This window comes from Corallococcus sp. NCSPR001 (assembly GCF_017309135.1).
Taxonomy (GTDB): Bacteria; Myxococcota; Myxococcia; order Myxococcales; family Myxococcaceae; genus Corallococcus.
Genome location: NZ_JAFIMS010000002.1, coordinates 6,833,827 through 6,860,182, shown reverse-complemented (window position 1 = coordinate 6,860,182; position 26,356 = coordinate 6,833,827). Strand labels below are relative to the sequence as shown.

Annotated in this window: 17 protein-coding genes, 2 tRNA genes and 3 rRNA genes; 18 read left to right on the top strand and 4 right to left on the bottom strand. The window is 66.5% G+C overall.

Going from position 1 to position 26,356, the window contains the following annotated elements:
- Positions 1–8 precede the first annotated feature (8 nt).
- Positions 9–479 carry a hypothetical protein gene (locus tag JYJ93_RS29535; RefSeq protein WP_206797920.1) on the top strand — a complete coding sequence of 157 codons (471 nt, stop codon included), beginning with the start codon at positions 9–11 and terminating at the stop codon, positions 477–479.
- Here the strand turns inward: JYJ93_RS29535 and JYJ93_RS29530 are convergent.
- From JYJ93_RS29530 to lpxB, 3 genes are all read right to left on the bottom strand, one after another.
- The gene (locus JYJ93_RS29530) at positions 472–1,101 is read right to left on the bottom strand and encodes a MarC family protein (RefSeq protein WP_206800509.1); all 630 of its coding nucleotides are present in this window, start codon (positions 1,099–1,101) and stop codon (positions 472–474) included. The genes JYJ93_RS29535 and JYJ93_RS29530 overlap by 8 nt on opposite strands.
- Before the next feature lie 12 nt (positions 1,102–1,113).
- Positions 1,114–1,818 carry a polyprenol monophosphomannose synthase gene (locus tag JYJ93_RS29525; protein ID WP_206797919.1) on the bottom strand — a complete coding sequence of 235 codons (705 nt, stop codon included), beginning with the start codon at positions 1,816–1,818 and terminating at the stop codon, positions 1,114–1,116.
- Positions 1,819–1,889: 71 nt separating this feature from the next.
- Positions 1,890–3,050, bottom strand: a complete 1,161-nt coding sequence (gene lpxB / locus JYJ93_RS29520; RefSeq protein WP_206797918.1) for a lipid-A-disaccharide synthase — start codon at positions 3,048–3,050, stop codon at positions 1,890–1,892.
- 63 nt (positions 3,051–3,113) lie between these two features.
- On the opposite strand from lpxB, the gene JYJ93_RS29515 reads away from it, so the two are divergent.
- From JYJ93_RS29515 to JYJ93_RS29475, 9 genes are read left to right on the top strand one after another with little or no spacing between them, the layout of a single operon-like run.
- Positions 3,114–5,000, top strand: coding sequence for a DUF4388 domain-containing protein (locus JYJ93_RS29515; RefSeq protein ID WP_206797917.1), 1,887 nt, complete (start codon positions 3,114–3,116; stop codon positions 4,998–5,000).
- Positions 5,001–5,002: 2 nt separating this feature from the next.
- Positions 5,003–6,787, top strand: a complete 1,785-nt coding sequence (locus JYJ93_RS29510) for an ABC transporter ATP-binding protein (protein ID WP_206797916.1) — start codon at positions 5,003–5,005, stop codon at positions 6,785–6,787.
- Between the two features lie 35 nt (positions 6,788–6,822).
- Positions 6,823–7,959 (top strand): CehA/McbA family metallohydrolase, encoded by a 1,137-nt coding sequence (locus JYJ93_RS29505; RefSeq protein WP_269012360.1) that lies wholly within the window; start codon positions 6,823–6,825, stop codon positions 7,957–7,959.
- Positions 7,960–7,979: 20 nt separating this feature from the next.
- Positions 7,980–9,248 (top strand): 3-deoxy-D-manno-octulosonic acid transferase, encoded by a 1,269-nt coding sequence (locus JYJ93_RS29500; RefSeq protein WP_206797914.1) that lies wholly within the window; start codon positions 7,980–7,982, stop codon positions 9,246–9,248.
- Positions 9,245–10,246, top strand: a complete 1,002-nt coding sequence (locus JYJ93_RS29495) for a glycosyltransferase family 4 protein (RefSeq protein ID WP_206797913.1) — start codon at positions 9,245–9,247, stop codon at positions 10,244–10,246. Before JYJ93_RS29500 ends, JYJ93_RS29495 begins: the two co-directional genes overlap by 4 nt.
- Entirely contained in the window at positions 10,246–11,277 is a 1,032-nt protein-coding gene (locus tag JYJ93_RS29490; RefSeq protein ID WP_206797912.1) for a glycosyltransferase, read from the top strand. Before JYJ93_RS29495 ends, JYJ93_RS29490 begins: the two co-directional genes overlap by 1 nt.
- The gene (gene lpxK / locus JYJ93_RS29485) at positions 11,274–12,353 is read left to right on the top strand and encodes a tetraacyldisaccharide 4'-kinase (protein ID WP_206797911.1); all 1,080 of its coding nucleotides are present in this window, start codon (positions 11,274–11,276) and stop codon (positions 12,351–12,353) included. Before JYJ93_RS29490 ends, lpxK begins: the two co-directional genes overlap by 4 nt.
- 31 nt (positions 12,354–12,384) lie before the next feature.
- Positions 12,385–13,398 carry a bifunctional ADP-heptose synthase gene (locus JYJ93_RS29480; protein ID WP_206797910.1) on the top strand — a complete coding sequence of 338 codons (1,014 nt, stop codon included), beginning with the start codon at positions 12,385–12,387 and terminating at the stop codon, positions 13,396–13,398.
- Positions 13,395–13,883, top strand: coding sequence for an adenylyltransferase/cytidyltransferase family protein (locus tag JYJ93_RS29475; RefSeq protein WP_206797909.1), 489 nt, complete (start codon positions 13,395–13,397; stop codon positions 13,881–13,883). Before JYJ93_RS29480 ends, JYJ93_RS29475 begins: the two co-directional genes overlap by 4 nt.
- 169 nt (positions 13,884–14,052) lie before the next feature.
- On the opposite strand, the gene JYJ93_RS29470 is transcribed toward JYJ93_RS29475, so the two are convergent.
- A complete protein-coding gene (locus JYJ93_RS29470; protein WP_206797908.1) occupies positions 14,053–15,162 on the bottom strand; it encodes a glycosyltransferase family 9 protein in 1,110 nt (369 codons plus the stop codon).
- Positions 15,163–15,244: 82 nt separating this feature from the next.
- Here JYJ93_RS29470 and JYJ93_RS29465 point away from each other — a divergent pair, with 82 nt between their 5' ends.
- The 8 genes from JYJ93_RS29465 (at position 15,245) to JYJ93_RS29430 (ending at position 26,348) form a co-directional block, all read left to right on the top strand.
- The gene (locus JYJ93_RS29465) at positions 15,245–16,123 is read left to right on the top strand and encodes a YicC/YloC family endoribonuclease (protein WP_206797907.1); all 879 of its coding nucleotides are present in this window, start codon (positions 15,245–15,247) and stop codon (positions 16,121–16,123) included.
- Positions 16,120–16,743, top strand: a complete 624-nt coding sequence (gene gmk, locus JYJ93_RS29460) for a guanylate kinase (RefSeq protein WP_206797906.1) — start codon at positions 16,120–16,122, stop codon at positions 16,741–16,743. The genes JYJ93_RS29465 and gmk overlap by 4 nt, the downstream gene beginning before the upstream one ends.
- Positions 16,744–17,702: 959 nt before the next feature.
- Positions 17,703–19,240, top strand: a 16S ribosomal RNA gene (locus tag JYJ93_RS29455).
- A 210-nt stretch (positions 19,241–19,450) separates the two neighbouring features.
- Positions 19,451–19,527, top strand: a tRNA-Ile gene (locus JYJ93_RS29450).
- Between the two features lie 56 nt (positions 19,528–19,583).
- Positions 19,584–19,656 (top strand) — tRNA-Ala (locus tag JYJ93_RS29445).
- A 292-nt stretch (positions 19,657–19,948) separates the two neighbouring features.
- A 23S ribosomal RNA gene (locus JYJ93_RS29440) occupies positions 19,949–22,915 on the top strand.
- A 183-nt stretch (positions 22,916–23,098) separates the two neighbouring features.
- Positions 23,099–23,215, top strand: a 5S ribosomal RNA gene (gene rrf, locus JYJ93_RS29435).
- Together the 16S, 23S and 5S rRNA genes with 2 tRNA genes alongside form the textbook arrangement of a ribosomal RNA operon.
- Positions 23,216–23,585: 370 nt before the next feature.
- Positions 23,586–26,348 (top strand): serine/threonine-protein kinase, encoded by a 2,763-nt coding sequence (locus tag JYJ93_RS29430; RefSeq protein WP_206797905.1) that lies wholly within the window; start codon positions 23,586–23,588, stop codon positions 26,346–26,348.
- Positions 26,349–26,356: the final 8 nt, after the last annotated feature.

Sequence of the window (26,356 nt, the reverse complement as noted above, 5' to 3'; positions counted from 1 at the left end):
GGTGTCACATGGTGGAACTTCCTCGCATCCGTTGGGCGCTCGCCGTGGCGGGCCTGGGCTTGCTGGGGTCGGTGGGGTGCGTGCGCACCGTGCCGTATGCGCAGCGCGTGGAGGCGGAGGACGAGAAGTGCACGCTCCTCCAGGCGCTGATGCGCCAGCCCGAGCCCGCGAAGGCCATCCAGAAGTTCGTCTCCGAGGGCAAGGAGCAGAGAGCCCCCGTGGTCGTCTACGTGCGCCGCCCGGAGGAGGCCACGCTGGAGCGCTTCTTCACTGGCGACACCCAGTGCGCGAACGACTCGTTCAAGGTCGTGCAGGAGAACGTGGTGGACGCCGTGGTGGTGTACCTCCAGGAGGTCCAGGGCGGCTACGCGTACGACGCGCAGCGCTCCAGCCCGGAGCACCTCTCCATGGACGGCCGCCCCCAGGGCACCGTGCGCAAGGATGGCGCCGTGTGGGTCGCGGGCGCGGACGCTATTTGAGCAGGTCCTTCGCCCCGTCCGCGATGAACTGCACCGCGATGGCGGCCAGGATGAGGCCTGACACGCGCTCCAGGATGGCGACGCCGGACTGACGCAGCACCCGCTGCACCAGGCTGGACGCGTTGAGGATGAAGTAGGTCGCGGTGAAGGTCAGCACCACCGCCGCGACCACCGGCAGCGCGGACACGAAGGACGTCCCGGAGCGCGCCATCAGCACCATGGCGGTGGCGATGGCGCCCGGCCCCGCGAGCAGCGGAATCGCCAGCGGGACGATGGCCACGTCGTCCTTCACCACGCCCTCTTCCTCTTCGGTGGGGCTGGTGCGCGTGGAGGACGGACGGGCGCGCAACATGTCCAGGGAGGTGATGAGCAGCAGGATGCCGCCCGCCACGCGGAAGGCGCCCAGCGACACGGCGAACACCTGGAAGATGACACGGCCGAAGACGGCGAAGAACAGCATCATCCCGCACGCGACCAGACAGGCGCGCAGGGCGGTGCTTCGGATCTGCTGCTTGGTGTCCCCCGCCGTCATCGCCAGGAACAGCGGCACGACGCCAATCGGGTCCACCACGAAGAAGATGGCGGACAGCGACACGAGGAAGGTGGACACCATTCCGGACATCGACATGGTGCTCTAGACCGTGAAGCGCAGCTTCCAGACCATGCCCAGCGCCTCGACGAAGATCTTCTTGTTCATCTTCGAGTGCCCCACGCGCCGGTCCTCGAACACGATGGGGACCTCGCGCACGGTGAAGCCCTTGCGCAGGGTGCGGTAGGTCAATTCAATCTGGAACGCGTACCCGGTGCTGCGCACCTCATCCAGGTGGATGCCCTCCAGCACGCGGCGGTTGAAGCACTTGAAGCCGCCGGTGAGGTCGCGCACGGTGACGCCCAGGATGCTGCGCGCGTACAGCGAACCGCCACGGCTGATGATCTTCCGGCCCACGCCCCAGTTCACCGTGCCGCCGCCATCCACGTAGCGCGAGCCCAGCACCAGGTCCGCGCCGCCCTCCGCGGCGTCCAGGAAGGTGGGCAGGTAGCGCGGGTCGTGGCTGAAGTCCGCGTCCATCTCCAGGATGTACGTGTAGCCCTCGGCCAGGGCCCACCGGAAGGCGGCCAGGTACGCGCGGCCCAGGCCCTCCTTCTTCTCGCGGTGGAGCACCCGCACGCGCGGGTTCTTCGCGGCCAGTTCGTCCGCCAACTGCCCCGTCCCGTCGGGCGAGTTGTCGTCGACGACGAGGATGTCCACACGGGGGTCCGCCGCCAGCACCGCCTGGGTGATGGGGCCGATGTTTTCCCGCTCGTTGTAGGTGGGGATGCAGACCAGCGCACGGTTCATGACCCGGCGGACATACCCCAAACCCGGCGTTGGAGCAGCACTCCCGACGCCAACCCGGTCGGTTCTCCGGCTCAGGCGACAGGACGTGGGGGCAGCAGCTCCAGCACCGTCTGGGCCGCGCGGTGGGCGGCTCCCACCTCGCCCAGGCGTCCGCGCACCTCGGCCAGCCCCTGGACCATGGCGTCGCGGGGCTCGCCCGGCAGCCACACGCGCCGCACCTCGGAGGCGATGTTCTCCGGCGTCATCTCCCCCTGGAGCAGCTCCGGCACCACGCGCCGGCCCGCCAGCAGGTTGATGAGCGACACGAAGGCCACCTTCAGCATCAGCCGGCCCACCCAGTACGTTACCATCGACACGCGGTACACGACGACGAGCGGCCGCTCCATCAGCCCCGCCTCCAGCACCGCCGTGCCGGACGCCACCACCGCGGCGTCGCTCGCGCCCACGACCTCCGGCGCGCGCCCGTCCACCAGCACTGGCGTGACGCCGCTGCCCTCGAAGCGGGAGAGGATCTCCTCCTTGGCGATGGTGGGCGCCACCGGCACCACCACCTGGAGCCCCGGCCGCTCGGAGACGAGCTGCTTCGCGGCCCCGACGAGGGTGGGCAGGATGCGGCGGATCTCACTCATCCGGCTGCCGGGCAGGAGCGCGAGCGTGGGAGCGTCCTCGGGCAGGCCCAGGCGCTGGCGGAACTCGCGGGCGCTGGCGGACGGGGGCATCTGCTCCAGCACGGGACTGCCCACGTAGCGTGCGGGCACCCCGGCCTCCCGGTAGAAGTCCTCCTCGAAGGGCAGGATGCAGAGCATCCGGTCCACCAGCCGCTGGATGGTGCGCACGCGGCCCCGGCGCCACGCCCAGATCATCGGGGACACGTAGTAGGCCACCGGGATGCCCAGGCCCTTGAGCTTCTTGGCCAGGCGCAGGTTGAAGTCCGGGATGTCCACCAGGATGGCGCAGTCGGGGCGGCGCTCCTCGGCGGCCTGGGCCAGGTCCTTCATGATCCGCAGGATGCGGGGGATGCGGGGGAGCACCTCGGTGATGCCCATGACGGACACCTCGCGGGCGTCGTGGATGAGCTCCACCCCCCGGGCGGCCAGCCGGGCGCCTCCCATGCCGAAGAAGGTGAGGTCGGGGCGCAGGGCCTGGAGGGCGGCGACGAGCTCCGAGGCATGGGTATCACCGGAGGCCTCGCCGGCCACGACGAGGATGCGGGGGGAGGATGGCTGCGTCATGGGGGGCAAGACCCTCATCGTAGCTGATGCGCGGAGGGAGGGAGGTTGTAGACTGCGGCCCCCTTGAAGACGCTTCTGCTCGCTGAGAGCCACCCCCCGACCCTGGAGCACCTGACGGGCCTGCTCTCGCAGGCCGGGTACACCGTTCGGGCGGTGAATGACGCCGTGATGGCGTTGGAGCACTTCTCGGCGGACAACCCGGACGTGGTGGTGCTGGGCGTGGACCTGCCGCGCGTGGAGGGGCAGCACGTCGTGCACCTCATCCGGGGGCACAGCCAGGGCGGGCGTGTCCCCATCGTGGCCATCGACAAGGGGCACCTGGGCCGCGCGAAGGGTGTGGGCTCGGTGCTGGACCTGAAGGTCAACGCGTACATCCCGGATCCGCTCAAGCCCGGGGAGCTGGTGCCCCGCCTGGAGGCGCTGGTGAAGGCCGCCCAGGCCATCCCGCTCACGGGCCTGGCCGCCACGATGTCGCGGCCCGCGGTGGCGGCGGGGGACCTGAAGGCGTTCCCGCTGCCGGCGCTCCTGCACTCGCTCTACCGGCTGCGCCGTGACGGCGTGCTGGTGGTGGCCCTCAAGGGGCTGTCGCGGCGGGTGTTCTTCCTGCGCGGCGGGCCGGTGAACTTCGACTCCTCCGCGAAGGAGGACGCGCTGCCCCGCTTCCTGCGCGAGCGCAAGGTGCTGACGGAGGCGCAGGAGCAGCCGGTGGTGGAGTCGCTCGCCTCGGGCCTGCGCATCGGCGCGGCGTTGGCGGACGTGGGCGTGGAGGCGGTGGGCGAGGACCTGCTGGCGCTCCTGCGAGACTTCACGAGGGACAGGCTCGGACGCGTGCTGTCCATGCGCGAGGGCCGCTACGCGTTCTACGCGGGCGACGAGTTCTCCTCCGAAGTGGCCGCCGTGGATCAGCCCGCCCTGGCCCCGCTCCTGGAGGCCGCGCGCAAGCGGATGCCGCTGCGGGGGGTGGCGAACGCGCTCAAGGCGCACCTGAACGAGTACCCGGTGCGCTCGGCGGACTTCGGCCGGGACCTCCAGTCGATGGCGCTGGACACGGAGGACATCAAGCTGGCCATGCAGGTGAATGGCCGCATCGTGCTCAAGGACCTGCTGGCGCACGGGCGCGCGGAGCTGCGCGCGGCGTACACGCTGCTGTGGTTCCTCAAGCTGACGGGCGGGGTGACGTTCTCCGCGACGCCGGTGGCCACGGGGACGGACGTGCTGAGCGCCGCGGCGGTGCCGGACGTCATCGCGCCGCGCAAGCGCAAAAGCCTGCCCGTGGAGACGGCGGCGGCGCTGCGCGAGGAAGCGGTGCGCATCATCACGCGCAGCTACTTCGGCGGGCTGGGCCTGGACCTCGCGGCGGATAAAGAAGCGGTGGAGCGCGCGTACCACGAGACGGCGATGCGCTTTCACCCGGACACCTACGCGGAGTTCGACCTCTCCGACCTGCGCGACCTCTTGGAGCAGGTGCAGGAGAAGCTGTCCGCGGCGTACCGCGTGCTGAGCGTGGACGAGAAGCGCCGCGCCTATCTCCAGTACTTCTTCAGCCGCCAGGAGGTCGTGGGCCGCGCGACCGCCATCAACGTGGACGCGGAGCTGGCGCTGCGCCGGGGCGAGTCCGCGATGAAGCGGGGCGACTACAAGGCGGCCATCCAGGGCTTCGAGGAAGCGGTGTCCCTCAACGGCAGCGAGCCCGAGTACTACTCGTACCTCGCCTGGGCGAAGTACCGGGGCTCCCCCGGGCCGCTGATGCAGCGGGCGCTCGCGGCGCGCAAGGTGCTCAAGCAGGCGCTGACGTTGGATCCGTACCTGGAGCGGGCGCAGATCATCGCGGCCATCATCGAGATCGACCTGGACGACGCGCCGCTCGCGCGCAAGAAGCTGATGAAGGTGCTGGAGCTGAACCCGTATTCGGTGCTCGCGAGGGCGGCGTTGCAGAAGGTGGTGAAGTAGCCATGCATCACGCGCTCTGGCGGCTGCTGCGGTACGCGAAGCCGCACGCGGGAATCCTCGTCCTGGCCTTCGCGTGCATGGCGGTGTTGGGGCTCGCCACGGGCGCGTACGCGTACCTGTTGGGCCCGGCGCTGCGCTTCCTGTTGTCGGGAGGCGAGGAGGGCTTCTCGAGCGCGCACCGCGTGCCATGGCTGGCGGACCTGCCGCGAGAGGCCGCGCTCTGGGGCTTCCCGGTGGTCGTGCTGTGCGTGGGAGCGGTGAAGGGCGTGGGGTACCTGGGCCAGTTCTACTTCATGGGCCTGTTCGCGCAGCGGGTGGTGAAGGACTTGCGGCGAGACCTGTTCCTGAGGCTCACCGCGCTGTCGCCGTCGCAGCTGTCGAAGGAGCGGACGGGAGACCTGCTCAGCCGCTTCTCCTCGGACGTGATGGCGGTGGAGCTGGCCGCCATGTACACGGTGGGCTCGTACCTGCGAGACACGATCCAGGTGCTGGTGCTCGCGGGCGTGGCGCTGGCGATGAGCCCGATGCTCGGAGGCCTGATGTTGGCGGTGATCCCGCTGGCGGCGCTGCCCGCGTCGAAGCTGACGCGCAAGGTGCTGAAGGGAACACGAGAGGGCCAAGCCCACCTGGGCCAACTCGCGGGCCAACTGCACGAAGGGCTGGGAGGGCTGCGCACCATCCAGGCCTTCAACGGTCAGCAGGCGGAGCTGGCGCGCTTCGAGTCCTACGCGAAGGCCCACGAGGAAGCGGTGGTGGGAGCGGCCTGGGCGCGAGGAGGCGTGCCGGGCTTGATGGAGGTGCTCGCGGCGGCGGCTCTAGCTGGAGCGCTGGGGTACGCGGCGGCAACGAGGGCGATGGAGCCGGAGGCGCTCCTGTCGCTGCTCACGGCGGTCATCCTCGTGTACCAGCCGGTGAAGGACCTGGGCCGGGTGACGCAGTTCGCGGTGCAGGCAGGGGCGGCGGGAGAGCGCCTCTTCGCGCTGCTCGACCTCAAGCACCCCGTGGAGGACGCCGCCAACGCGGTGCCCGCGCCCGCGCTGCATGAGTCGCTGCGCATGGAGGACGTGCGCTTCTTCTACGGGGAGCGCCGCGCGTTGGACGGGCTGACCCTGGACCTCAAGGTGGGGCAGGTGGCGGCGCTGGTGGGAGGCAGTGGAGGCGGCAAGAGCACGGTGACGTCGCTGTTGCTACGCTTCGAGCGTCCCCAGCAGGGACGCATCCTCCTGGATGGAGTGGACGCGGACACGTACACGGCGGCGAGCGTCCGGAGTCAGTTCGCGCTGGTGACGCAGGAGCCGCTGCTCTTCCACGGCACCGTGCTGGAGAACCTGAGGCACGCGAGGCCCGAAGCGACGAAGGAGGAAGTGGAGGCCGCGGCGAAGGTTGCGAACGCGGACGCCTTCATCCAGGGCCTGCCGCAGGGCTACGACACGCGCATCGGCGAGCGAGGCGTCATCCTGAGCGGAGGCCAGCGCCAGCGCCTGTGCATCGCGAGAGCGGTGCTGTCCAAGGCCCCGGTGCTGGTGCTGGACGAAGCGACCAGCAGCCTGGACCCGGAGAACGAGCGTGAGGTCCAGGCCGCCTTGGCGAAGGTGCTCCCCGGCCGGACGGCGCTGGTCATCGCGCACCGGCTGTCCACGGTGACGAACGCGGACGTCATCCACGTGGTGGAGGCAGGCCGCATCGTGGAGAGCGGGAGCCACGCGGACCTGCTCCAGAAGGAAGGCCGCTACGCCGCCATGTGGCGCCTGCAGACATCAGGCCCCGTCGAGCGGGGAGCGGCGTGAGCAAGGCGGGGGCGACCAGGAAGCCTCTCTCCCTGGTGATCCGCGCCGTGTTCGGAGTGCTGTTCCTGCTCCTGGGAGTCGCGGGCTTCTTCGCCTTCGCGGCGGGCTTCGCGGACTACCCCGTCGTCGAGCCCGCACCGGACGCGAAGCCATGGATCCGAGGCGCGTACCACGTGCACTCCACACGCTCGGACGGGAACGGGACGCCCGCGAAGATCGCCCAGGCAGCGAAGGCGGCGGGCCTCGACTTCGTGGTGCTCACGGACCACAACGACTTCAAGCCCCCCGCCGCGACCTGGGTGGACGGAGTGTTGCTCATCCCCGGGGTGGAGGTTTCGACCAGCGCGGGCCACCTGGCCGCGTTCGGAATGCAGCGGCCCATCGAAGGCGTGAAGCCCTGGGGGCCCCCGGACCAGGCTGTGGCCGAGGTGGAAGCCGCCGGAGGCACGGCGGTCCTCGCGCATCCAGTCCAGACGAAGAACCCCTGGAAGGACGAAGCGACAGCGCACCAGGTCCCGGGCTTCGAGTTGTACTCGGCGGACACCTTCTTCCGGCAGGCACTGCGAAGCCCCGTAAGCCGGCTCCTGCCCGCGGTGGGCGCCTCCCTGGTGAACCCGGTGCACGGCGTGATGCTGCTCGCGGTCCCGGAGCCACGTCCGACGGAGCGCTTCCTGGAGCTCGCGCGAGAGCGCAAGCGCATCGCCCTGTGTGGCCACGACGCGCATGGCGTGCCCGCGTACGAGGACATTTTCAACGCGCTCGGCATGGAGCTCCCGCCGGACGTGCTGACGGGCCCCCTGTCCCAGGACGCGCGAGAAGCCGCAACCCAGGTCACGAAGGCGCTGGCGAGCGGCCAGGCACTCTGCGTCTTCCGCGCGCTCGGAGAGCCCCATGGCTTCGCCCTGGAAGGCTTCGACACGAACACGAGGGAAGCCCCAGTGGACACGGTGCTGACGGTCCGCCTACCGGAACACACCCCGGGAACAATCGACGTCCGGGTGTGGGGAGACGGCCGCCTGCAACCCGACGGGCAGCACATCGAGCTGACCGGTCCCGGAGCCGTCCAGGTGGAGGTCTGGGCCCGGGCACCCGGACGTTTCTTCGGCCATGAGTGGCGGCCCTGGCTGGTCCCCAGCCCGGTGCGAGTGGTGCCGGGACCGCCGGGCATCTGATAGAGCGCGGGACGTCGCCCATGCGCCTGCTCTACGTCGTCGCCACCTACGTCCTCTTCGCGCTGCTGTTCCCGGTGCTCTGCGTGTACCGGAAGACGCGTCACGGGCTGAACCAGCGGCTGGGCTTCTACGGGCCAGACGACCTCCCAAAGGGAGAAGGCCCGCTGTTGTGGCTGCACGGAGCCAGCGCGGGAGACCTGCTCGCCCTCGCGCCCATGTTCGGCCCGCTGCGCCAGCGCTTCCCCGGCTGCCGCATCGTGCTCTCGACGATGACGGACAGCGGCCACGCGATGGCAAGGGACCGCTTGGCGAAGCAGATCGACGGAGTCGTGTACGCGCCCTATGACCTCTGGGGCGCGACCCGAAGGGCGGTGCGAGCCCTCCAACCGGACCTCCTCGTCCTCGAGTACACGGAGGTCTGGCCCAACCTGATCCGCGCCGCGAAGCAGTCCGGAGCCAGCGTGGTGATGACCAACGGGCGCTTCTCTCCCTCGAACGTGGGGAAGTACCGGACGCTCTTCGGCCTCATTGAAAACCCGCTGAAGGACATGGACCTGCTGCTGATGCGGCAGGACGAGGAAGCCGAAAGGGCGAAAGCCCTCGGGGCACCGGCCGAGCGAGTTCTCACCACCGGGAACACCAAATTCGACGCCCTCGCCGCGGGGCCAGCCCCCGAGGACGAAGCCCTGCGCACCGCCCTGGGCCTGTCCCCAGCGGAGCCAGTATGGCTCGCGGGAAGCACGCACGAGGGCGAGGAGGAAATCCTGTTGCACGTGTATCAGCGTCTACGGGAGCGCTGGCCCACGCTGAGCCTGGTCATCGCGCCGCGCTACCTGAACCGGGCGGAGCGGATCCAGTTCCTCGCGAGGGAGCGGAACCTGACCGTCGGCCTGCGCTCACAGGGCAACCCGGAGCGAGCGCCGGTGGTGGTGATGGACTCGATGGGTGAGCTGTCGCGAGCCTATCGCCTGGCGACGGTGGTGTTCGTAGGAGGCTCGTTCACGAAGCGAGGCGGCCAGAACATCCTGGAGCCAGCGGGGCAGGGCAGGCCGGTGTTGTTCGGCCCGCACATGGACAACTTCCGCGACAGCGTCGCGGTGCTGCAAGGCAACGGAGGCATTCAAGTGGCGGACGGAGAAGCCCTGCACGCCGCGCTGGAGGACCTCCTCGCCCATCCCGAACGGCGGCGGCAACTGGGAGCGCAGGCCGAAGCCACGGTGCGCACCATCTCCGGAGCCAGTGCGCGCAACGCGGAGGCCATGGCCTCGCTAAGGAGGGCTCCTCGATGACCCTCATCGTCCATCCACACTTCCACAAGCGCTACACGGGAGTGACCCGGCACGTGGAGTCCGTGGTGCCAGCGCTGGCCCGGGGCGACGAGACACGCGTCATCGGCTCCGGCCTGACAGAAGCCCTGCCGCGCATCACCTGGGGAGAGTTGATCCGCCGCTCGCATCGGGAGCCCATCGTCTGGCACGCGCACCGGAACAACGAGCTGCTGGCGGGGATGCTCCTGAAGGCGTTGGGAGGAAGGGTCCAGCTCGTCTTCACCCGGCACACGTCGGTGGCCCCCACGGGCTTCACCCGCTGGCTCGCCAGGGGCGCGGACGCGCTGGTATCGCTCACGAAGCAGATCTCCGACGTGATCGCGCTCCCCTCCACGGTGATTTCGCACGGCATCGACCTCCAGCGCTTCCACCCACCGGAAGACCGCGACGCGGCCTGGGCCCGGCTCCAGCAGAAAGGCCGCTACGGCATCGGAGTCATCGGACGCATCCGCAAGGAGAAGGGGCAGGGCGACTTCATCGAAGCGCTGAGGCCGCTCTTGCCGCGGAGGCCGGACTGGCAGGCGGTGCTGGTGGGGCTCGCGAAGGGGCCGGACCTGGCCTGGGTGAACGGGCTGCGCCAGGGCATCGAGGACCGGGTGGTCCTCGCGGGAGAGCAGTCCACCATCGAGCCCTGGTACCAGGGCCTGAGCATCCTGGTGCATCCCTCCTACGCGGAGGGCTACTCGCTGGTGCACGTGGAGGCGATGGCGTCCGGGTGCTGCGTGGTGGCGTCGAAGCTGCCGTACCTGGACACGCTCATCGAGCACGGACGAACAGGCTTCTTCTTCGAACCCGGAGACGTGAAGGCCTTGCGCGACCTGTTGGACGAACTGACCCGCGAACCGGAGCGGGCCCGTCAGGTCGGCCGCAACGCGGCGGAGGAAGCGCGCAGCCGCTGCGGCGTCGAGCACGAGGCCCGGGCGCTCCGTGATCTCTACCATTCGCTGGTGAAGCGCTGATGCGCATCCTGCACCTGTTCGCGAGCCCCTTCTGGAGCGGCCCGGCGGAGAACATCGCGCTGCTGGCCCAGGCGCAGCGGGCGCTGGGCCACGAGGTCACGGTCGCGGTGGACCGCAAGCGCAGGGACATCGCCGCCGAGGAACCCGCCGTTCCCCGCTTCCAGCAGCTGGGCCTCCTGGACGACGGAGGCCTGACGTTGTCCGTGAAGTCCCCGCCGTGGGAGCTCTGGAGCGACCTGCGAGCCCTCCGCCGCAGAACGGTGGACGTGGTCCACGCCCACTTCACCCATGATCATCTCGTGGCACGCTGGGGAACGCCGAAGGGAGCGGTGCGGATCCGCTCCATCCACGCGCCCCGTTCGCTGCGCTCCTCGCTGCCCGAAGCCGCCGCGTACACGGTGCCCGCGAGCCACCTGATGCAGAAGCTCGAAGGCCGTCATCGCCCCGTCCAGGTACTGCCCGCGCTGGTGGACCCGATGTTCGAGCCCCCCCGGGACCGCAAGGCCCTCCGTCAAACCCTGGGCCTCGAAGGCACGCACCTGGTGGGGATGATCTCCACCTTCCAGCAGAGCCGCCGTCACGCGCTGGGAGTCGAAGCCTTCGCCGAGTACCGGAAGCAGCGTCCCGAATCCCGCTTGGTGCTCGTAGGCGACGGCGCGCTGCTCGAAGCGACCCGGACACAGGTCTCGGAGCGAGGCCTCACCGAACAGGTGACGTTCGCGGGCTACCAGCAGGGAGCGGACTTCGCGAAGTGGCTGCAGGCCCTGGATGAAGTCTGGATCCTCGGCCTGGGGAACGACTGGAGCGCGCGAGCCGCGGCGCAAGCCAGGGCCTGCGGAGTCCGGGTGGTCGCCGTGAACGAAGGAGCGCTCCCGGAGCTGTCTGACGCGAGGGTGGAATCACCCACGGTGGAAGCCGTCCTCACCGCAGCGTTGTCCGGAGCCAAGGCAGGCGCCCGGCACCCGACGAATGAGCACATCGCCCGGGACATCCTGGCCCTCTACCAGAAGGCAGCGGAGCCGCGGCGATGACGGGCGGACCCACGGCCCTGGAGCGGATCTTCTATCCGCCGGCACCGGAGCCCTGGACCCGTCGTGCCCTCCTGTCGCCACTCACGCTGTTGTCCTGGACCTACAGCGGAGCGGTCCGCCTCCGAAGCGCCCTCTACGACTCAGGACTGAAGCGAGCCGAACAGGTTGAAGGCCTGCGGGTCATCTCCATCGGCAACCTCAACGTCGGAGGCACGGGCAAGACCCCCGCGGCCCTCCATCTCGCGGAGCTGCTGATCCGCGAAGGGCGCAAGGTCGGAATCCTGACCCGAGGCTACGGACGCGAGTCCCAGGCACCCCTCACCTTCACCGGAGCGGAGCCCCTGCCCGCTGTGACGGAAGCCGGAGACGAACCCCTGCTGCTCGCACGCCGGTGCCCAGGAGCCCGGCTCTTCGTGGGAGCGGACCGCGTCGCGGCGGCATTCCGGGCCCGGGACGACTTCGGCCTGGACACGGTCCTCCTGGACGATGGCTTCCAGCATCGCCGCCTGCACCGCGACGAAGACCTGGTGGTCGTGGACGAAGCCGTGGGCCTGGGCAACGGACAACTGCTCCCAAGAGGCCCGCTGCGAGAGCCCCCATCTGCCCTGCGCCGCGCCACGCTCCTCTGGCTGCGAGCCGCCTCGGGGGACGCCGCCCCCAACCCATGGCTCGAAGCAGTGACCGTCCCCAGGGTCCGCACGCGCTATGGGCCCACGGGCTGGTGGGACCCATCAGGCACCGAGCACGCGACGAAAGCGCTCGAAGGAAAACCGGTCCTCGCCCTGGCGGGGCTGGCCCGGCCCGGAGGCTTCCTGAAAACCGTGACCACCCTCGGAGCGGAGGTCCGGGACGCGGCCCTCTTCCCGGATCACCATCGCTTCACGGCGGACGAGCTGCGCCAGGTCGAAGCCCGGGCCCGCCAGCACGGGGCGCTCGTGGTGACGACGGAGAAGGACGCGGTGCGCCTGCCCGCCGGCTTCGAGGCGTGGGTGGTGCGCCTGGGCGTGGAGGTCCTGGAGGGCGAGGCGCATCTGAAGCGGGCGCTCGGGCTGACGGGAGAGACGCGCGACTTGTGAGGGCTGGACCGCTGTGGGACAACGCGCGGCCATGCCCGCGGCCCCGTCTTCACGTCCGGCAGCATCGTCCTCGCGCCTGCCACTCGCCTTCGCGCGTCGTCGGGTGTTGCTGGTGGGAGACCTGGTCGCCGACCACTACCTCTACGGACAGACCGACCGGGTGAGCCGCGAAGCCCCCGTGCTCATCGTCCGGTACGAGTCCTCGGAGGTAAAGCTCGGAGGCGGAGCCAACGTGGCGGCCAACATCCGCGCGCTGTCGGGGCAGGTGACGGCGGTAGGCGCCCTGGGCGTGGACTCCATGGGCACTGAGCTGCGCAAGCTCTTCGAAGCCGCGGACATCCGGCTGCACGCGGTCAGCAGCCGGAGCATCCAGACGGAGACGAAGACGCGCATCCTCGCCGGAGGCATCAGCACCACGAGGCAGCAGATGCTCCGCGTCGACCGGGGCCAGCGAGGCCCCCTCCCGCCCCGGATGCGCAAGGCCATCGCCAGGCAGGTCGAAGCCGCGGCGAAGGATGCGGACGCGGTGGTGGTCTCGGACTACGGAGCGGGCGTCGTCAGCGACGAGGTCCGGACCGTGTTGCGGAAGCTCGCCGCGGACGGCCTCCCGGTCTGCGTGGACAGCCGCTACGCGCTCGCGGCCTTCGCGGGCCTCACGGTGTGCAAGCCCAACGAGCCGGAGCTGGAAGCGCTCACGGGCCGTCCGGTGCGCACGAAGGAAGACCTCCTGGAGGCCGGTCACGAAGCGGTCCGCAAGCTGGGCTGCCAGGCCCTGCTGGTGACGCGAGGCCGCCACGGCATGGCCGTCTTCGACGCGAAGGGCGGCGTGGACCTCATCCCCGTGCACGGGGCGAAGTCGGCGGTGGACGTGACGGGAGCGGGCGACACCGTCATCGCGAGCTTCGCGTTGGCACTCGCGGCCGGAGCCTCGTTCGCAGAAGCCGCGAGGCTCGCGAACGTCGCGGGCTCGCTGGTGGTGCAGAAGCCCGGCACGGCGACGGTCTCCCGCGAAGAACTCCTTGAAGCGCTGCGGAGCTCAAGATGAACACCCTGGACAAGCTGCGTCCCCTGGCCGCCATCGCGGAGGAGCGGGAACGCTGGCGCGAGCAGGGCCGCACGGTGGCCCTGGCCAACGGCGTCTTCGACCTGCTGCACGTCGGTCACGTCCGCTACCTGGAAGGGGCGAAGGCCCTGGCGGACGTGCTGGTGGTGGCGGTGAACTCGGACGCCTCCACCCGGGCCTACAAGGGGCCGGGCCGTCCGCACATCCCGGAAGCGGAGCGCGCGGAGCTGGTCGCCGCGCTGACCTGCACGGACCGCGTCGTCGTCTTCGATGAGCCGAACGTGCGGACCCTCATCCGCGCCCTCAAGCCCGACGTGCACGTGAAGGGGACGGACTACACGCCGGACTCCATCCCGGAAGGTGACGAGGTCCGGGCCTACGGAGGCAGGACGGCGGTGGCGGGAGACCCGAAGGACCACAGCACCACGGAGCTGGCCCGCAGGCTCGGCCGCGAAGGCGCGAAGTAGCCCATGGTCCTGGACCCGGTGCTGCGGTCCATCCTGGGGTGTCCCCACTGCAAGGGCCCGGTCGAAGAGCCCCAGGGGCCCCCGCCCGAAGTCCGCTGCGGCAGGTGCCTGCGAGCCTGGCCCGTGGAGGAAGGCGTCCCCCAACTGGTGCCCGAGCAGGAGCGACCGCTCACCCCGTGAGCGAGGCCCGCTCCGCGACGAACGACCGGACCTCCGCGGCCACGCGCTGCTCCAGCCCCACGCCGGAAGCCCCATCCACGATGGGCGTCAGGTCCACCATCCGGTGGGGCGCCACCGCATGGCCCCAGCGCTCCATATCGATGCGCAGGAAGAACGCGAGCGTGGGCGCGCCCACGGCGACCGACAGGTGCATGGGCCCGGTGTTGTTGCAGATGGTGAGGCCCGCGGTCCGCATGAGCGCACCCAGCTCATCGATGCTGGTCGCCGGAGCCAGCTCCGCCCCCGGAGCGCCGGAGAGCACGCTCCGAGCCAGGGCCTCCTCTCCCGGCCCCCACGTCACGACCGGCGAGTAGCCGAGCGAAATCAGCTCCCGGGCCGCCGCCGCGAACGCCTCGGCCGGGATGCGGCGCTCGCCCAACCGTCCCCCCGGGTTGATGACCGCGCGCCGCGAACCCGTCCCGGAGAACGTCGCCAGATAGCCGCGGAACACCTCGCCCAGCACCGGCTCTCGGAACGAAATCCCATGGGCGACAGCCCCCCTCGTCAGGGGCGTCAGCAGGTGGGTGCGCTGAATGGCCTCGTGCCGCGTATCGGAGCGGGCAGGCACGGACACCGACTGCAGCAGCGACACCGGCCAGATACCGGGGCCAATGACGACCGCCCTGGGGCCCACCATCCGAGAGACGAGCGCGCTCGTCACCGAAGGAGCACTCCAGTTGGCGCAGTCGACCACGGTGTCATAGCGCGCGCGACGGAGGGCACGGATGCCCGGCGCCAGCGGCCCCAGCCACAGCATGCGCCGGTCGAACGCCAGGACCGCGTCCGCGTCAGGGTGTCCCTGGAGGACGCGAGCCACCTTGGCGTGCACCAGCACGTGCACCTCCGGAGCCGGGTGGAGATGCGCCTTGAGGGTCCGCATCAGGGGCGTCGTGAGAAGGGCCTCGCCCACGCGGTTGTCGGGCCGGACGAGCAGGACCTTTCGCGGGTGGGGGAGGGGCGTCCCGGGAGAACGGCGACGTCCGGGGCGCCAGAACAGGAGGGACGCCAGGAGCGTCAGTGCCAGCTTCGCCCACGTTTCAAGCCGCTTGTGCCACGCCATCGGCGGCGGACCCTACCAGAATTGGAACGGACACAAGACGCTGGCTTGACCTTGGGACCGAAAGCCCCTAGCACCCGGCCCGATGCTCAAGAGCATGACCGGATTTGGTTCGGGCCGCGCCCGCGTGGGGGACGAAGAGGTCTCCGTGGAAGCACGCTCGCTCAACCACAAGTTCTGCGAAGTGAAGGTCCGGCTGCCGCGCGAGCTGTCCGCGCTCGAGCCGGCCCTCGTGAAGCAGGTGAAGGACCGCCTCGCGCGAGGCTCCGTGGAGATCCTGGTGCGCCGCCAGGCCGCCACGGTTTCGGGCAATGTCCCCACGGTGGATGCCGCCCTGGCCCGCGAATACGCGCGCGCCTTCCGCGAAGTCGCCGAGGCGATGGGCCAGTCGGTGGAGATCGCCTGGTCGCAGGTGGCCAACCAGCCGGGCGTCATCCGCCTGGAGGAGAAGGGCGTGGACGTGGAGTCCGCCACCCAGGCGACGCAGACCGCGCTCCAGCAGGCGCTCGCGGCCCTGGAGACGATGCGGAACACCGAAGGCGAGTCCATCCATACGGACCTGGACACCCGGATGAAGCTCATCGAGGGCTGGAGCCAGGAGGTCGCCCGGCTCGCGCCTCGCGCGGTCAGTGACTACCAGCAGCGGCTCACCGACCGCGTCGCGGAGCTGGCGCGCGGCGTCGCGGTGGATCCGCAGCGCCTGGCGCAGGAAGTGGCCCTGTTCGCCGAGCGCACGGACATCGCGGAAGAGGTGACCCGGCTCGCGACCCACCTCGAGCAGTTCCGGCTCCTGATGGCGAGCCCCGAGCCGGTGGGCCGGCGCATGGACTTCCTCGTGCAGGAGATGCACCGCGAGGTGAATACGACAGGCTCCAAGAGCCAGCACGCGGAGATCTCCGCGCGCGTGGTCTCGATGAAGGCCGAGGTCGAGCGCATCCGCGAACAGGTGCAGAACGTCGAATGAACGAACCCACTGGACTCCAGCCTGGCCTGCTCCTCGTCCTCTCTGCGCCGTCCGGAGCGGGAAAGACCACCCTCGCGCACCGGCTGCTGAAGGAGATGCCGGACGGCATCTTCTCCACCAGCGTCACGACCCGGCGCCCCCGGGGCAAGGAGCAGGAGGGCGTGGACTACCACTTCGTGGGAGTCGCGGCCTTCCAGGAGAAGATCGAGAGGGGCGAGTTCGTGGAGTGGGCCGAGGTCCACGGCCACTTCTACGGCAGCCCCCAGTCGGTGGTGGATGAAGCCCGCACGCGCCGTGGCACCGCCATCTTTGACATCGACGTCCAGGGTGGGCAGGCCATCAAGCGCAAGCACCCCGACGCGGTCCTGATCTTCGTGCTGCCCCCCTCCATGGAGGAACTGGAGCGGCGGCTCCGCGACCGTCAGACGGACTCGGACGAGACCATCCGCCGCCGGATGCTGGCTGCCCGCTCGGAGATCGAGCGAGGGATCGCGTCTTACGACTACATCGTGGTGAACGACGACATTGAGCGCGCCTACCAGGAACTGCGCTCGGTAGTGGTCGCGGAGAAGTGCCGGCGGGGAAGGGTGGACCTCTCCAAGCTCAAGTTCGGGAGCTGAAATCCGCCGGGGGAATGGGTGGAGCCGTCCCACGGGTTCCCCCTCCACCACGTCGCACCGCGCTGGCAGCCTGCATCAAATATCTTGCGCTGCCCGATCGCCTGATGGATAAGCCGCCCACCTCGCGGCGACACGCAGGCGTCACTCCGGTGGCACCTGAAGGACGCGGGGCGGGTGACGGGAAGTTGACATTCTCCGAACCGATTCTTAGATGTTCGCCGCAGTAGGGCAGCCGGTCGCGGGCGTTGAAGGTGTTGGAGCGGGTTGCTGCCTCACGGGAGGCGGAGCAGATCGGGAAGCAGAAGCAGCGGTCGAGCGGTTGACACAAAACGCGGTGGTGGTACAAGCCGCGCCCCTCGCTACGAAGCCCGCGCACTGGTGCGGAAGGCACTTCGTGGAGAGCGCAGCACCGACAAGGAAATAGGGCAGTCAACGAGCGGGTTGACAGCGAACGCGGCGAAGAGATAGAAGCCGCGCCCCGCCGAAGAAGCAGCAGTCCGGAAGGCAGCACAACGGACGCAAAGCGGTGGGAAAAGCTGACAGCAAGCGGTTGACAGGGAACGCGGCGCTGAAGTAGAAGCCGCTCCCCTTCGAAAAGAAGCGGCGAAAGTCACTGGACGGCGCCGACGAGATTCGAAGCAGCCCGCAGGACGCAAAAGCGAAGTTGACGCTGACTGCGAACTGAAATAGAAGCTGCAACCCCGCCGATTGAAACGAAACCGGCAACGAAGTAGACGGTAGCAAAAGTCGCGAAGCAAAACAAGCGGCTCGGTCTTTGAAAACCAAATAGCAAGCCCAAGCAGTAATGGATTGCGGAAACCCGCAGTCAATTTTTGAGGGCGCTTCACCTCCAAGAGCAGCGCTGAAAAGCGCAGCGAGGAGGGGAGTGCCGACGAATCAGCGAGCCGAGACTCCTTAGCCGGGTCTCGGGGAACGCCGGTTCAAGCAAACCAAGAATACAATTGGAGAGTTTGATCCTGGCTCAGAACGAACGCTGGCGGCGTGCCTAACACATGCAAGTCGAGCGCGAATAGGGGCAACCCTTAGTAGAGCGGCGCACGGGTGCGTAACACGTGGATAATCTGCCTGGATGCCTGGGATAACCAGTCGAAAGATTGGCTAATACCGGATAAGCCCACGGTCTCTTCGGAGGCTGAGGGAAAAGGTGGCCTCTGTATACAAGCTATCACAACCAGATGAGTCCGCGGCCCATCAGCTAGTTGGCGGGGTAATGGCCCACCAAGGCAACGACGGGTAGCTGGTCTGAGAGGACGATCAGCCACACTGGAACTGAGACACGGTCCAGACTCCTACGGGAGGCAGCAGTGGGGAATTTTGCGCAATGGGCGAAAGCCTGACGCAGCAACGCCGCGTGTGTGATGAAGGTCTTTGGATTGTAAAGCACTTTCGACCGGGACGAAACCGTAAAGCCTAATACGCTTTGCCTTGACGGTACCGGGAGAAGAAGCACCGGCTAACTCTGTGCCAGCAGCCGCGGTAATACAGAGGGTGCAAGCGTTGTTCGGAATTATTGGGCGTAAAGCGCGTGTAGGCGGCTTTGCAAGTCGGGTGTGAAAGCCCTCAGCTCAACTGAGGAAGTGCGCCCGAAACTGCAGAGCTTGAGTGCCGGAGAGGGTGGCGGAATTCCCCAAGTAGAGGTGAAATTCGTAGATATGGGGAGGAACACCGGTGGCGAAGGCGGCCACCTGGACGGTAACTGACGCTGAGACGCGAAAGCGTGGGTAGCAAACAGGATTAGATACCCTGGTAGTCCACGCCGTAAACGATGAGAACTAGGTGTCGTGGGAGTTGACCCCTGCGGTGCCGTAGCTAACGCATTAAGTTCTCCGCCTGGGAAGTACGGTCGCAAGACTAAAACTCAAAGGAATTGACGGGGGCCCGCACAAGCGGTGGAGCATGTGGTTTAATTCGACGCAACGCGCAGAACCTTACCTGGTCTTGACATCCTCGGAATCCTTCAGAGATGAGGGAGTGCCCGCAAGGGAACCGAGAGACAGGTGCTGCATGGCTGTCGTCAGCTCGTGTCGTGAGATGTTGGGTTAAGTCCCGCAACGAGCGCAACCCTCGCCTTTAGTTGCCACGCAAGTGGATCTCTAGAGGGACTGCCGGTGTTAAACCGGAGGAAGGTGGGGATGACGTCAAGTCCTCATGGCCTTTATGACCAGGGCTACACACGTGCTACAATGGCCGGTACAGAGCGCTGCAAACCCGCGAGGGGGAGCTAATCGCAGAAAACCGGTCTCAGTTCAGATTGGAGTCTGCAACTCGACTCCATGAAGGCGGAATCGCTAGTAATCGCAGATCAGCACGCTGCGGTGAATACGTTCCCGGGCCTTGTACACACCGCCCGTCACACCATGGGAGTCGATTGCTCCAGAAGTCATCTCACCAAGAGATGCCCAAGGAGTGCTCGGTAACTGGGGTGAAGTCGTAACAAGGTAGCCGTAGGGGAACCTGCGGCTGGATCACCTCCTTTCTAAGGAGACCGGGCATCGGGCTGACTCTTCGGAGCAGCAGGCGATGCCAGTAGCCGAAAGGCTATCAGGTCTAACTAGGTCAATGTTTCCGGTAAACAATCCATTATGAACTTCGGGCTTGCTGTTTGGTTTTGAAGGACCGAGCGAAGGTGGCTCGGCTCTTTGAGAATGAAGGACGCTGTAAGGTTCGCCGATGCTTTAGCCCCCCTGGGCCTATAGCTCAGCTGGCTAGAGCGCGCGCCTGATAAGCGCGAGGTCGGTGGTTCAAGTCCACCTAGGCCCACCACTCTTCTTTCCTCACTGGAGGGAAGACAAAGAGTGACTGGTGCTGACGCGAGAGTCGGGGCTGTAGCTCAGCTGGGAGAGCGCCAGCTTTGCAAGCTGGATGTCGTCGGTTCGAACCCGATCAGCTCCACAAGTTTCCTGGAAGTCGCAGGGACGTTCTTTGACAAGTGCATACGAAGGGTAAGTTGCAATTTCTGCTGAGTGAAGTTCTCAACAGAAGTGCCGACTTCGAAATGAGTCTCACCTGGCGCCGCGAGGCAGCCGAGTGGGGCAAAAGCGAAGTCTCCCACACAAGAAGAAGCAGTGAGAAACAGCAATAAAGAATGTCTTCCGGGCCTGCTAGCGAAGAGCAGAGGTCTGGGCCTTGGTCTCCGAGTTTCGACAATCCGCCGGGAGGCGGGCGTTAGACAAGAGATTAGGGCAAGTAAGCTACTAAGGGCGTGCGGTGGATGCCTAGGTGCCAAGAGGCGATGAAGGACGTGGGTGGCTGCGAAAAGCTTCGGGGAGTTGCCAACCAAACGTTGATCCGGAGATGTCCGAATGGGGAAACCCAGCGCGGCGAATAGCTGCGTTACTGCAAACTGAATTCATAGGTTTGCAGAGCAAACCAGGGGAAGTGAAACATCTCAGTACCCTGAGGAAGAGAAAACAATGAGTGATTCCCAAAGTAGTGGCGAGCGAAATGGGAAGAGGCCAAACCAGCGCCATGCAAATGGCGATGGGGTAGCGGGTCCGCGGTAGGACTCTGGAGGGCTAGTGGAAGCGTCCTGGAAAGACGCACCAAAGAGCGTGATAGTCGCGTACACGAAAGCCAACTGGAGCTGAGCGGGTTACCCAAGTAAGACGGGACACGTGCAATCCTGTCTGAATCTGCCGGGACCATCCGGTAAGCCTAAATACTCCTTGGCGACCGATAGTGAACAAGTACCGCGAGGGAAAGGTGAAAAGAACCCCGGTGAGGGGAGTCAAAAGAACCTGAAACCGCATGTCTACAAGCAGTTCGAGCACTACGGCGCAAGCCAGTGCGAGAGCGTACCTTTTGCATCATGATTCGGCGACTTAATATACGTAGCGAGGCTAAGCCGTTAGGTGGAGCCGGAGCGAAAGCGAGTCCGAATAGGGCGCTAAGTTGCGTGTATTATAACCCGAAGCGGGGTGATCTACACATGGCCAGGTTGAAGTGCGGGTAACACCGCATGGAGGACCGAACTCATGAAAGTTGAAAATTTCTGGGATGAGCTGTGTGTAGGGGTGAAAGGCCAATCAAACTCCGTGATAGCTGGTTCTCCCCGAAAGATATTTAGGTATCGGCTCGGGTAATTCAATGCCGGAGGTAGAGCACTGAAACGGCTAGGGGTCTCACCAGATTACCAAACCGTATCAAACTCCGAATGCCGGCAATTGTTATCCCGGGACGCAGTCAGTGGGTGATAACGTCCATTGGCAAGAGGGGAATAACCCAGACCGACAGCTAAGGCCCCCAAATCTAGTCTAAGTGAACACTAGAAAGGATGTGGCAGGTCATTGACAACCAGGAGGTTGGCTTAGAAGCAGCCATCCTTTAAAGAAAGCGTAATAGCTCACTGGTCAAGACAGGCCGCGCCGAAAATGTAACGGGGCTCAAGACTAGTGCCGAAGCTTCGGGTCATGCATGTTTGGCATGCATGGCGGTAGGGGAGCGTCCCAGTTGCAGCGAAGGTGGACTGAAAAGGCCGCTGGAGCGACTGGGAGTGCTGATGCCGAAATGAGTAGCGATAAAGGGGGTGAGAAACCCCCTCGCCGTAAACCCAAGGTTTCCTGGGTCAAGTTAATCTTCCCAGGGTTAGCCGGGTCCTAAGCCGAGGCCGAAAGGCGTAGGTGATGGCAAGCAGGTTAATATTCCTGCGCCATCTTGCAGACGTTGAACTGAGGGAGGACGGAGAAAGCTAGGCGAGCTGACCGGTGGTTGTGTCAGTCTAAAGGCGTAGGGGTGTCGCGTACGAATAAAGGCGCGGCAGTCATCCCCGAGACCCCATGGCGCCCCGCAAGGGGTAAGTCGCTGATGCTCGGCTTCCAAGAAAAGTCCCGCAGGGAGTCTGCAGGGTGTCCGTACCGCAAACCGACACAGGTGGGTGAGGAGAAAATCCTAAGGCGCTTGAGAGAACTCTCCTCCAAGGAACTAGGCAAATTTCCACCGTAACTTCGGAAGAAGGTGGGCCTCTGGTAGGTGTAGGCGTACAGCCGAAGCCGAGAGAGGTTGCAGAGAAATGGCGGTAGCGACTGTTTACCAAAAACACAGGACTCTGCGAAGGCGACAAGCCGACGTATAGGGTCTGACTCCTGCCCGGTGCTGGAAGGTTAAGGGGATTCGTCAGCCGCAAGGCGAAGCGATGATCCGAAGCCCCAGTAAACGGCGGCCGTAACTATAACGGTCCTAAGGTAGCGAAATTCCTTGTCGGGTAAGTTCCGACCTGCACGAATGGAGTAACGACTTCCGCACTGTCTCGGAGAGGGACTCAGCGAAATTGAAATAGCTGTGCCGATGCAGTTTACCCGCAGCAAGACGGAAAGACCCCGTGAACCTTTACTACAACTTGACAGTGACACTAGGGATTGACTGTGTAGGATAGGTGGGAGCCTTTGAAGCCGGGCCGCTAGGTTCGGTGGAGGCAACGGTGAAATACCACCCTGTTGATTTCTGGTGTCTAACCACGTCTCGTCAGCCGGGACTGGGACACTGTCTGGTGGGTAGTTTGACTGGGGCGGTCGCCTCCCAAAAAGTAACGGAGGCGCGCGATGGTTCCCTCAGCCCGATTGGAAACCGGGCGTCGAGTGCAATGGCATAAGGGAGCTTGACTGCGAGACCGACAGGTCGAGCAGGTGCGAAAGCAGGTCATAGTGATCCGGTGGTCCTGAATGGAAGGGCCATCGCTCAACGGATAAAAGGTACTCCGGGGATAACAGGCTTATCTCCCCCAAGAGTTCACATCGACGGGGAGGTTTGGCACCTCGATGTCGGCTCATCGCATCCTGGGGCTGGAGCAGGTCCCAAGGGTTTGGCTGTTCGCCAATTAAAGCGGTACGCGAGCTGGGTTCAAAACGTCGTGAGACAGTTTGGTCCCTATCTGCTGTGGGCGTAGGATACTTGAGAGGCTCTGACCTTAGTACGAGAGGACCGGGTTGGAGGCACCGCTGGTGTACCAGTTGTCTCGCCAGAGGCATCGCTGGGTAGCCATGTGCCGATTGGATAACCGCTGAAAGCATCTAAGCGGGAAACCGACCTCAAGACCAGGTATCCCGGGCGCAAGCCCCTGAAGACTCGTGGAAGACTACCACGTTGATAGGCTGGGTGTGTAAGCGCGGTAACGCGTTAAGCTAACCAGTACTAATAAGTCGAGCGGCTTACTTCCCCCATTCTCTTGCATGCCCCCTCAAGGGGAGTAAGGGACTCGGGGCCAAGGCCGAGGCCAGGACGCCCATGCGCGTCCGCCCGGAAGGCAGCTGTTTCAATTGCTTCTTCGACTTCTGTCGCAAGAGGCTTCACTCAAGCGGAAGCTTGCAACTTACCCTTCGTATGCACCGTCATTCGTTTTTCCGGTGGCAATGTCGGAGGGGTCACACCCGTTCCCATCCCGAACACGGAAGTTAAGCCCTCCAGAGCCGATGGTACTCCGCGGGAAACCGCGTGGGAGAGTAGGTCGCTGCCGGATTCTTTTTTGAAAGCCCCTGGTGCCGCAAGGCGCCAGGGGCTTTGTCTTTGCGGGCTGGTGTCACGGGCCGCCGCGCCTGGCTTGAGCGTTGAGACACGTTCGCCGGGGGAAGACATGTTGCCCGGGACCGGGCGCGATTTCGCCCGGCGTGTGGCGGGCCTGCGCTCGCCGTAGGCGACGCTGGGGCGACGCGGGATGACGGGTGGGTCAGTTTTGGGGCGAGGCGACGCCAAGCTCTCGGATTCGTTGGGGAATCACGTCGTCGTGGATGTTTGACCGCCGTTCCCACTGGATCTAGAGTCACTGCTCCCCCCGGTTTGCGCACCGCCTGCCGCGGTCCGTACTCGCCGGCGCCGGGCAGCCCCGCGAGATGAAGAAGCCGACCTTCTTTGGGAAGTACCTGCTCCTCGAGCGCGTCAACGTCGGCGGTATGGCCGAGGTCTTCATCGCGAAGGCTTTTGGCGTCGAAGGCTTCGAGCGCATCCTGGCCATCAAGAAGATCCTTCCGACGATGGCGGAGGATGACGAGTTCATCACGATGTTCATCGACGAGGCGCGGATCAGCGTTCAGCTGAACCACGCCAACATCGTGCACATCCACGAGCTCGGGAAGCACGAGGACACGTACTTCATCGCCATGGAGTACGTGGCGGGCCGTGACGTCCGCACGCTCCTGGAGCGCTACCGTCGCCGCAAGGAGATCATGCCCACCGCACAGGCGGTGTTCATCGTCTCCAAGATGTGTGAGGGCCTGGATTACGCGCACCGCAAGAAGGACGCGCGCGGCCAGGACCTGCACATCATCCACCGCGACGTCTCTCCGCAGAACATCCTCGTCTCGTACGAAGGCGAGGTGAAGATCATCGACTTTGGCATCGCCAAGGCCGCCAACCGTTCTCAGAAGACGCAGGCCGGCATCCTCAAGGGGAAGTTCGGCTACATGAGCCCGGAGCAGGTCCGGGGCATGCCCATTGACCGGCGCAGCGACATCTTCGCCGTCGGCGTGCTGCTCTACGAAATGCTCACGGGTGAGAAGCTCTTCGTGGGCGAGTCCGACTTCTCCACGCTGGAGAAGGTGCGCAACGCGGACATCCCGCTGCCGCGCGAGTTCAACCCGAACATCTCCGCGGGTCTGGAGAAGGTCGTCCTCAAGGCGCTCGCGCGCGAGCCCGAGGACCGCTACCAGTGGGCTTCGGACCTCCAGGAGGACTTGATGCGCTTCCTCCTCGCGGGGGACGCCATCTACTCGTCGAAGCACCTGTCCGGCTTCATGAAGGAGGCCTTCGCCGAGGACATGCTCCGCGAGGCGGAGAAGATGGAGCGCTATGCCTCCGTCGAGCGCCCGGATCAGATCGAGCACTCGGGTGTGACGCTGCCTCCTCCGGTGGCCGCGCCTCCGCGTGCCACCGCGCAGAAGAAGTCGCCGGCTTCATCGGCCACGGGTTCTCCCGTGGGCCGCGCCTCCACGGCGCCCGCACAGCCCGCGCCCGGCTACATCCCGCCGCCCAGCGCTGAAGAGCTGGCGGAGATGGATGGCGCCGCGGACAAGACGCAGATCGTCGACTCCACGCACACGTTCCGCACCCCGGAGACGAGGATCTCGGACAGCAGCGTCGTCGTGGACGACAGCATCACCGGCCGCTCGGAGAATCCCATCGACCGGGCCGGGCACCACACCAGCGCCTCTCCCTACGCCCAGGACGAAGGACGGGGCGGCAAGGGCAAGAGCGGACCCAAGTCCCAGGTCATCATCGGGGACGAGGGCGGCGAGGCCTACGCGGGCGCGACCATGATTGGTCCGGCTCCGACGGCGCCGCCTTCGCGCTCTCGCGGTGGCTCGGCGGCCCCCGTGCTGGAGGATCCCGAGGAAGAGGAGACCACGGGCAACATCACCGTCCCGGTGGGCTCCCGCCATAACGGCCTGCGCGCCCAGGCGGCCGAGGAGGACCCGGACGGCGCCTACGACGACCAGGGTGATGGGTACGAGGGCGATGGCCAGGACGACTACGGCGACGAAGGGCAGGACGCCGAGGAGCCGCCCTACGACGACGAGGCCGATGGTCCGGCGACCATCCCTCAGAAGGCCTCCAAGATGGCGAAGCCGGCCCCGGCCGCCAAGGTCGAGAAGCCCAAGGCGCCCGCTGGACCGAAGAAGCCCCTGCCCAAGCCCGCCATCATCGGCATGGCCGCGGGCGCGGCGCTGCTCCTCCTTGTCGCGGTGATCTTCGTGGTCCGGGGTTCGTCCACGGGCTCCGTGAACTTCGTCGCGCCCGTGGGCGCCACCGTCCTCGTGGACGGTGAGGCCGTGAACGCCAACCAGGTCATCGAGCTGTCCGCGGGCATCCACAACGTGACCGCGTCGGCTCCGGGCTATCAGCCCGTGACGCAGCAGATTGAAGTCACCGCGGGTCAGGCGGCGGCCCCCATCCTCCTCAGCCTGAAGGCGGAGACGAAGCCCTCGGAACCCAAGCCCCTGGAGCCCAAGGATCCGCCGCCTACGGCGCCGCCGGTGGTGGACAACACGCCGCCGCCCACGCAGCCGGAGACGCCTCCGGAGAAGCCCGTGGAGCCTCCCGCCCCGAAGACGTTCACCGCCCTGTTCGAAGGACAGGAGGGCGCGGAGATCTCCGTCGACGGCAAGTCCCTGGGCAAGCTGCCTGGCGCGAAGCTCGGCGACCTGGAGATGGGCAAGAAGTACACGTTCACGGCGAAGCGCGCGGGCTTCAAGCCGTTCACCGGCGACTTCACGTCCAACGGGGGCACCGAGGTTCGCGTCGCCGTGGACATGGTGGAGGAAGCGCCGCCGCCCGAGCCGAAGCCGAAGCCCCCGCCTCCGGAGCCCAAGCCCAAGCCGCCCGTGGTCGCGACCCCGAGGCCTCCTCCGGAGCCCAAGAAGCCCGCCGCCGTGGTGATGGGCAAGTTCGCCTGCAGCACCGCTCCGACGGGCGCTCAAATCTGGGTGGATGGGAAGAACACGGGACGCGTGACGCCCGTGACGCTGGGCAATCCGTTGTCACTGCCGGTGGGCAAGCGGAAGGTCGTCTTCAAGCTCAACGGCAAGTCGACCAAGCCCCAGGTGGTCGTCGTCGAGGCAGAGGGCGTGGCCAAGCTCATTGGCGTCAAGGTGGAGTGAACGGACGC

Excerpts from the sequence above, each read along its gene's own strand:
- JYJ93_RS29470 (WP_206797908.1), bottom strand. The coding sequence starts at position 15,162 with ATGGCGTGGCACAAGCGGCTTGAAACGTGGGCGAAGCTGGCACTGACG.
- JYJ93_RS29535 (WP_206797920.1), top strand. The coding sequence starts at position 9 with ATGGTGGAACTTCCTCGCATCCGTTGGGCGCTCGCCGTGGCGGGCCTG.
- JYJ93_RS29530 (WP_206800509.1), bottom strand. The coding sequence starts at position 1,101 with ATGTCCGGAATGGTGTCCACCTTCCTCGTGTCGCTGTCCGCCATCTTC.
- JYJ93_RS29500 (WP_206797914.1), top strand. The coding sequence starts at position 7,980 with ATGCGCCTGCTCTACGTCGTCGCCACCTACGTCCTCTTCGCGCTGCTG.
- JYJ93_RS29480 (WP_206797910.1), top strand. The coding sequence starts at position 12,385 with ATGCCCGCGGCCCCGTCTTCACGTCCGGCAGCATCGTCCTCGCGCCTG.
- lpxK (WP_206797911.1), top strand. The coding sequence starts at position 11,274 with ATGACGGGCGGACCCACGGCCCTGGAGCGGATCTTCTATCCGCCGGCA.
- JYJ93_RS29465 (WP_206797907.1), top strand. The coding sequence starts at position 15,245 with ATGCTCAAGAGCATGACCGGATTTGGTTCGGGCCGCGCCCGCGTGGGG.
- gmk (WP_206797906.1), top strand. The coding sequence starts at position 16,120 with ATGAACGAACCCACTGGACTCCAGCCTGGCCTGCTCCTCGTCCTCTCT.
- JYJ93_RS29525 (WP_206797919.1), bottom strand. The coding sequence starts at position 1,818 with ATGAACCGTGCGCTGGTCTGCATCCCCACCTACAACGAGCGGGAAAAC.
- JYJ93_RS29490 (WP_206797912.1), top strand. The coding sequence starts at position 10,246 with ATGCGCATCCTGCACCTGTTCGCGAGCCCCTTCTGGAGCGGCCCGGCG.
- JYJ93_RS29430 (WP_206797905.1), top strand. The coding sequence starts at position 23,586 with ATGAAGAAGCCGACCTTCTTTGGGAAGTACCTGCTCCTCGAGCGCGTC.
- JYJ93_RS29475 (WP_206797909.1), top strand. The coding sequence starts at position 13,395 with ATGAACACCCTGGACAAGCTGCGTCCCCTGGCCGCCATCGCGGAGGAG.
- lpxB (WP_206797918.1), bottom strand. The coding sequence starts at position 3,050 with ATGACGCAGCCATCCTCCCCCCGCATCCTCGTCGTGGCCGGCGAGGCC.
- JYJ93_RS29510 (WP_206797916.1), top strand. The coding sequence starts at position 5,003 with ATGCATCACGCGCTCTGGCGGCTGCTGCGGTACGCGAAGCCGCACGCG.
- JYJ93_RS29495 (WP_206797913.1), top strand. The coding sequence starts at position 9,245 with ATGACCCTCATCGTCCATCCACACTTCCACAAGCGCTACACGGGAGTG.